Source organism: Flavobacterium sp. (assembly GCF_039930565.1).
Classification (GTDB): Bacteria; Bacteroidota; Bacteroidia; order Flavobacteriales; family Flavobacteriaceae; genus Flavobacterium.
Genome location: NZ_JBDTTP010000125.1, coordinates 1 through 7,401, shown reverse-complemented (window position 1 = coordinate 7,401; position 7,401 = coordinate 1). Strand labels below are relative to the sequence as shown.

General features: G+C 33.0%; 5 protein-coding genes. 1 reads left to right on the top strand and 4 read right to left on the bottom strand.

Annotation, left to right across the window (positions count from 1 at the left end):
* The 3 genes from ABI657_RS18625 to ABI657_RS18615 form a co-directional block, all read right to left on the bottom strand.
* A partial coding sequence (locus ABI657_RS18625) for a dihydroxy-acid dehydratase (protein WP_348098774.1) occupies positions 1 to 797 on the bottom strand: 797 nt, incomplete at its 3' end.
* Positions 798 to 1,068: 271 nt separating this feature from the next.
* Entirely contained in the window at positions 1,069 to 2,187 is a 1,119-nt protein-coding gene (gene leuB, locus ABI657_RS18620; RefSeq protein WP_348098773.1) for a 3-isopropylmalate dehydrogenase, read from the bottom strand.
* Between the two features lie 42 nt (positions 2,188 to 2,229).
* Entirely contained in the window at positions 2,230 to 3,405 is a 1,176-nt protein-coding gene (locus tag ABI657_RS18615) for a 2-isopropylmalate synthase (protein WP_348098772.1), read from the bottom strand.
* 154 nt (positions 3,406 to 3,559) lie between these two features.
* Here ABI657_RS18615 and ABI657_RS18610 point away from each other — a divergent pair, with 154 nt between their 5' ends.
* Positions 3,560 to 5,104 (top strand): hypothetical protein, encoded by a 1,545-nt coding sequence (locus ABI657_RS18610; RefSeq protein ID WP_348098771.1) that lies wholly within the window; start codon positions 3,560 to 3,562, stop codon positions 5,102 to 5,104.
* Between the two features lie 59 nt (positions 5,105 to 5,163).
* On the opposite strand, the gene ABI657_RS18605 is transcribed toward ABI657_RS18610, so the two are convergent.
* Positions 5,164 to 6,642, bottom strand: a complete 1,479-nt coding sequence (locus ABI657_RS18605) for a catalase (RefSeq protein ID WP_348098770.1) — start codon at positions 6,640 to 6,642, stop codon at positions 5,164 to 5,166.
* Positions 6,643 to 7,401 lie beyond the last annotated feature (759 nt).

The window sequence follows — 7,401 nt, the reverse complement described above, 5'->3', positions numbered from 1 at the left end:
GCTACCATCGTAATTGCATTTTCAAATGCTTTACGAGTCATAATGTCTCTTGGTTTAATATCTTTTTCTAATAATATTTTGATTGCTTTTCCAGCATCAACACATTCTTGTTTCTTTTCTGGACTCAAAGCAGGATTCGAAGAACTATAAGGCAAACTCATACCTAAAGCTTCAATAGCTGATGACATAGTGTTTGCTGTGTACATTCCGCCACAAGCACCAGCACCTGGACAAGCATTTTGAATTACACCTTTGAAATCTTCTGGAGTAATTGTGTTACTGAATTTTTTACCTAAAGCTTCAAAAGCAGAAACAATATTCAAATCTTCCCCTTTCCATTTTCCTGGGTGAATTGATCCTCCATAAACCATAATAGAAGGGCGATTTACTCTACCCATTGCCATTAAAGCTCCTGGCATATTTTTATCACAACCTGGAACAGCGATCAAACCATCATACCATTGAGCTCCCATAACTGTTTCGATAGAATCAGCAATTACATCACGAGAAACTAAAGAAAAACGCATTCCGTCATTTCCATTAGAAATACCATCACTTACACCAATAGTATTAAAAATCAAACCAACTAAATCTTCTTTCCAGACGCCAGTTTTAATATCTTTAGCCAGGTCGTTTAAGTGCATGTTACAAGGATTTCCGTCGTAACCCATACTTACAATTCCTACCTGCGCTTTTTTAAGATCTTCTTCTGTCAAACCAATTCCGTAGAACATAGCTTGTGAAGCTGGTTGTGTTTCGTCTTGCGTGATTGTTTTGCTGTACTTGTTTAATTCCATTTTATGTATTGTAATTTTAATTTTATTCCTAAAAAAAACCTCCCAACTAAGTGGGAGGTTATAATATATATTTTTCAATTATATTTATATCATTCCCGATGCAGACGTGCTATACACATTGACAACAATGACAGAAGTAATAATAATTGAAATTTGCATCTTTTATTTTTTTTTGGTGTCACAAAAGTATAAAAACTAATAGGACTAAAAAAACAAAATCTCAACATTTTAAATACTTCTTGTTAATTATTGCATCATTTAACAAAAAAAATTAAACAATCGTAGATTGTCCAATATGAACGTTGTCATTATTAAAATATAGTAAATCATCTTTGCTAAAGATAAAGTTCGAAACAAACTCTCCAACTTCATTAGTTCCAAATTTTGAATCTGGTTTTAAATCTACTGTAATTACTTTAAATTCAATTGCTTTTTCTACTGCTTTATAAATCACGTTTGCTTCTTTAAACAACCCAAAATGCTCTAATAACATCGCTGCAGATAAAATAGAAGCTATTGGATTAGCCATATTTTTTCCTTTTGCCTGTGGATAAGAACCGTGAATTGGTTCAAAAAGCGCATTCTTTTCTCCTAACGATGCCGAAGCTAATAAACCGATAGAACCTGTAATTACACTTGCTTCATCTGATAAAATATCTCCAAATAAATTTTCTGTCAAGATTACATCAAATTGTTTTGGATTTAAAATCAACTGCATTGCTGCATTATCCACAAATAAAAAATCTAATGCTACATCCTTATATTCCTCACCTATTTTCTGAACTACTTTTCTCCACAATCTAGAGGTTTCCAAAACATTTGCCTTATCTACCATGGTCAGCTTTTTACGTCGGTTTTGTGCCGATTTAAAAGCCAGATGTGCTATCCTTGAAATTTCTTCTTCTGAATATTCACATAAATCCGAAGCATGTGTTCCTTCTTCATTTAAAGTTTTTGCTCCGAAATAAGCACCACCTGTTAATTCTCTGAAAATTGTAAAATCGGCGCCTTCAATAATTTCTCTTTTTAAAGGAGAGGCATCAATCAATGATTTATAAGGCTTTATTGGACGTATGTTAGCAAACAATCCTAACTCTTTGCGCAGTTTCAATAACCCCTGTTCCGGGCGAACTTTTGCATTTGGATTATTATCATATTTAGGATCTCCAATTGCACCAAATAAAACAGCATCCGTATTTAAACAAAGATTTAAAGTCTGCTCCGGTAATGGATTTCCAGTTTTATCAATAGCAATTGCTCCCATTAGTGCTTCCTCAAAAACAAATTCATGATTATACACTTCGCCAATTGCATATAAAGCTTTTTTAGCTTGTGCAATTACTTCTGGGCCAATTCCATCTCCCGGTAAAACAGCAATTTTCAAATTCATAACGTCTCGTTCTTTATGTATTTAAATTTTTATTTTTATCAATTAGTTTCTGATAAGGTCTCCCTGAATTTTGGAAGCCTCTATTATTTGATGAATATCTGCATCCAAAACCTCTTTTTTGATGTCTGCGAATTTCAGGAATTCAACATACACTATATCCAATTGTACTTTTGTAAGTTCATAACCAACTTTTTTAGCACGATAAGCCAATGCCGCTCTTCCGCTTCTGGCTGTTAATATTATTGAAGATTCATTTACACCCACATCAAGCGGATCCATGATTTCGTAAGTAGCTCTGTTTTTAATTACGCCATCCTGATGAATTCCTGAACTGTGAGCAAAGGCATTTGCTCCTACAATCGCCTTGTTTGGCTGAACCATCATTCCCATACTTTCAGAAACCAAACGGCTCATTTCGTTTAATTCTCTAGTATTAATATTAGTATCTAAATTAAGATAAGGATGTTGTTTAAAAATCATCACTACTTCTTCAAGTGCTGTATTTCCGGCTCTCTCCCCAATACCATTAATAGTACACTCAATTTGTCTTGCTCCATTTATAGCGCCTGAAATAGAGTTTGCCGTTGCCATTCCTAAATCGTTATGACAGTGGCAGGAAAGAATTACATTCTCTATACCTTTTACATTTTCTTTTAAGTATTTTATTTTTGCGCCGTATTCTTCCGGCAGGCAATATCCGGTTGTATCTGGTATATTTAATACTGTTGCACCTGATTTGATTACTTCTTCGCAAACTTTTGCCAGGAAAGCATTATCAGTTCTACCGGCATCTTCTGCGTAAAACTCAACGTCTTCAACATATGATTTTGCATGGGCTACAGCATATTTTGCCCTGGCAATAATATCTTCTCTGGTCGTATTTAATTTATGGAGTATATGAGATTCTGAAGTTCCGATTCCTGTATGGATTCTAGGTCTTTTAGCATGCTTTAGGGCAGCGGCAGCAACATCTATGTCGTTTTTTACGGCTCTTGTCAACCCGCAGACAGTTGCGTTTTCTACAATTTTACAAATCTCAGAGACCGATAAAAAATCGCCCGGACTTGACACAGGAAAACCTGCTTCGATGATGTCAACTCCCATTTTGTCTAGTCTTTCTGCGATAACTAATTTTTGTTTAGTATCTAACTTACATCCCGGGACCTGTTCTCCATCACGCAAAGTGGTGTCAAAAATTTGAACTTTCTCTCTATTCATATTCATTTATTTAATGTAATTTCACATCTTGAAACAAATATATATTGTACTTATTCAGTATGAAATTCATTTTAATGAAATTATACTGTTCATAAAACAATTTATAAGTAGTTAAATAATTTAAAATCAATAAGTTATATTATTATATTTTACAATGGCTAACCATCAAAAAGATTTCTTATTTGTACTGATCAAATCACTTTCTAAATCTGAGAAAAGACAGTTTAAAATTTTTGCAAGCCGTTTGGAAACGAGTTCGAATACTAAATTTATTGAGTTATTTAATATTTTGGATAAATCTGAAACTTACGATGAAAAGCTTATTTTAAAAAGCGGAATCATCAAAAAAGTTCAGTTATCTAATTTAAAATCATACCTGTACAAACAAATTTTAGTCAGTATTCGATTGAATATTCCGAGTCAGAATATTAGATACCAATTACGGGAACAAATTGATTTTGCCGTTATTTTATACAATAAGGGATTGTACAAACAAAGCCTTAAAATTTTGGACAAAACCAAAATTCTGGCACTAGAAAATGATGAAAAATTAATGGCCTATGAAATTGTGGAATTTGAAAAATTAATCGAGTCGCAATATATTACAAGAAGTATTCAGGGTCGTGCCGATGAATTGGTGGTACAGGCAAAAGAATTGAACTATCGCAATACCATTTCAAGCAAATTGTCCAATTTATCATTACAGTTATACGGAATCATGCTAAAAACAGGATACGTAAAAAGCGATGAAGAGTACAAATATATAGATGACTATTTTAATAAACATATTGCTAAATTAGACGAAAGCAAATTTGGCTTCCGCGAAAAATACTGGTTTTATAATGCTAATTTATGGCGAAGTTTTTTGGTTCAGGATTTCCTTGCCAGCTACAAGTATGCCTACAAATGGGTGCGGTTATTTTATGACAACCCAAATATGATTTACCAAAATCCTGTTTTTTTTCTAAAAGGAAATCATTATTTTCTGGAATCGCTTTATATGCTGAAATACAAATCAAATTTCAAGAAATACTTAAAGCTTTTAGAAGAAACGATTCAGGATTCAAAATTTCCGGTAAACGATAATATTGCATCTCTCTCCTTTTTATATCTGTACAACAATAAGTTAAACTTACATATTTTAGAAGGTACTTTTGCGGAAAGTGAATACTTGATTCCTGAAATTTTAGAAAAAATAAAACTCCACAACGAGCATTTGGATGAACATCACGAAATGTTATTTTATTATAAAATTGCTTCCATTTATTTTGGAAACGAAAAATATTCTGAATCAATTAGTTATCTGGATAAGATTATCAATAATAAGAATTTAACAATGCGGGAAGATTTAATGTGCTTTGCACGACTCTTGTCCTTAATTGCCCATTATGAGTTAGGAAAAGATTATTATTTGGAAAATCATCTAAAGAATACTTATAAATTTTTATTGAAAATGAATGATCTGCATGAAGTTCAAAAAGAAATTATTAAATTCCTGAAAAACCTGAATAATTTTTATCCGGCAGATATTAAAAAAGAATTTATAAAGATGCGTGAGCGTTTTATAGAATTGGAAAAAAACACATATGAAAAAAGAGCCTTTCTATATTTAGATATTATTTCCTGGCTGGAAAGCAAAATCGAAAACAGAAAAATTGCTGATGTCATGAGAGAAAAGGCAAAACTAAATAGTCGTTAATAATATACCCGATAAGTCTCAGACTTATCGGGTATATTATATAAATTTTCTTTAAAATATTATACTCTTGGATCGGCAAAACTATTTACCTGCTCCATTGTTAACCCTAATGCGTTTGCAACACCTTCACCATATGCAGAATCTGCCTGGTAGCAATTTCTAATATGACGAATCTGAATAAATCTTTGTGCACCTCCCACTTGTCCTGCAGTATTTTTGAATAGCAGCTGTTTTTTTTCTTCAGTTAATAAACGGAATAATAATCCTGGCTGTGTAAAATAATCAGCATCATCTTCCCTGAAATTGTGTGCATATGCCTCTCCGTGAAGTGCTAAAGGAGGTTCTTTAAATTCAGGCTGTTCCTGCCATTCTCCAAAACTATTAGGTTCATAATGTTTACGTCCTCCATTATTTCCGTCTACACGCATCGCACCATCCCTGTGAAACGTATTATAAGGACATCTTGAAGAGTTTACAGGAATCTGGTAATTGTTAACACCTAAACGATAACGGTGAGCGTCACCATAAGAAAACAAACGTGCCTGAAGCATTTTATCCGGTGAAAAACTAATTCCGGGAGGAACATGAGCAGGATTAAATGCAGCTTGTTCTACCTCTGCAAAATAGTTTTCCGGATTTTTATTTAATTCAAATTCGCCAACCGGAATCAACGGATAATCACCTTTTAACCAAACTTTAGTCAAATCAAAAGGATGAAAACGATAGTTTTCTGCCTGTTCTTCTGTCATGATCTGCACGAACATTTTCCATTTTGGAAAGTTTCCTTCTTCAATAGCATCAAATAAATCCCTTTGATGACTCTCTCTGTCCCTTCCAACTAAATTAGCAGCTTCTTCATCAGATAAATTTTCGATTCCCTGTTGCGAAACAAAATGAAATTTTACATAATGTCTTTCATTCTGATGATTTATAAAACTAAATGTATGGCTTCCAAAACCATGCATTTCCCTGTATGATCTCGGAATTCCCCTGTCACTCATTACAATGGTAATCTGGTGTAAAGCTTCAGGTAATAATGTCCAAAAATCCCAATTGTTATCAGCGCTTCTCAAATTGGTTTTCGGATCACGTTTAACAGCATGATTCAAATCCGGAAATTTCATTGGATCACGGAAAAAGAAAACCGGAGTATTATTACCTACCAAATCCCAGTTTCCCTGATTAGTATAAAATTTCATTGCAAAACCACGAATATCTCTTTCTGCATCAGCTGCTCCTCTTTCGCCTGCAACTGTAGAAAAACGGACAAACATTTCTGTTTTTTTACCAATTTCTGAAAACAAATCTGCTCGTGTATATTTTGTAATATCGTGAGTTACTGTAAAAGTTCCGTAAGCACCAGAACCTTTTGCATGCATTCTTCGCTCCGGAATAACCTCACGATCAAAGTGTGCCATCTTTTCTAAAAACCAAAAATCCTGCAGCAAAACCGGACCTCTTGGTCCTGCTGTCTGAATGTTTTGATTATCAGGAACTGGTGTTCCTGTGGCGGTTGTTAATTTTTTGTCTGAATTCATTTTGCTGATATTTAATGTTTTATCAAATATAGTAAGATTATATCATGAATATCTATAAGCAAAATTGATTGTTACTATATTTTGATAACTAAAAATTATTTATAGTTGTGAAAATCGTGAAATCATACTTTTACAAATCTTAACTTATGCTCAACAAAGTAATAACAAAACCTTAACAGCAAAACCTCTAAATATACATGACCTTTGTAATGTAATAAACTGGTTATTTATTATTTTGGTTTTGGTTAGTTAAATGATGCCGGCGTCTTGGAGATGCCGGCATTTTTTTTTATAGAGTTTTTGTTTTTCCAGTGTCAGATTTCAAATTACTTTACACATAATTTTACGACTTAATTCAACAAAAGTTTTAGCAGAGGTTCAGCAAGCTTTTGTAAATATTTTGTTTAAATTATTCTGTACAATTTTATAAAAAAACTCTGTGAACTCTGTTGTAGAAAAAGCAATAAATCAACACAATCAAAACTTAAAACCTAATACACGGTAAATTTGAAACTTTCTGCCATTTCTTCAATTTGGAAACAACTCCAAGGGATTTGGTTACTTTATAAGTACATTCTTAATGGATCTTTGTATTATAATTTAAATACAAAATCTAATAAGTTATGGATACGATAAAAAAAATAAATTTAGGAAGTCAGGGACTTATTGTTCCGAATATTGGTTTAGGCTGTATGGGAATGACCCAAATTGCAGGAATGGATATTTATGGCAAAGCCGATGAAAAAGAAGCTATTGCAA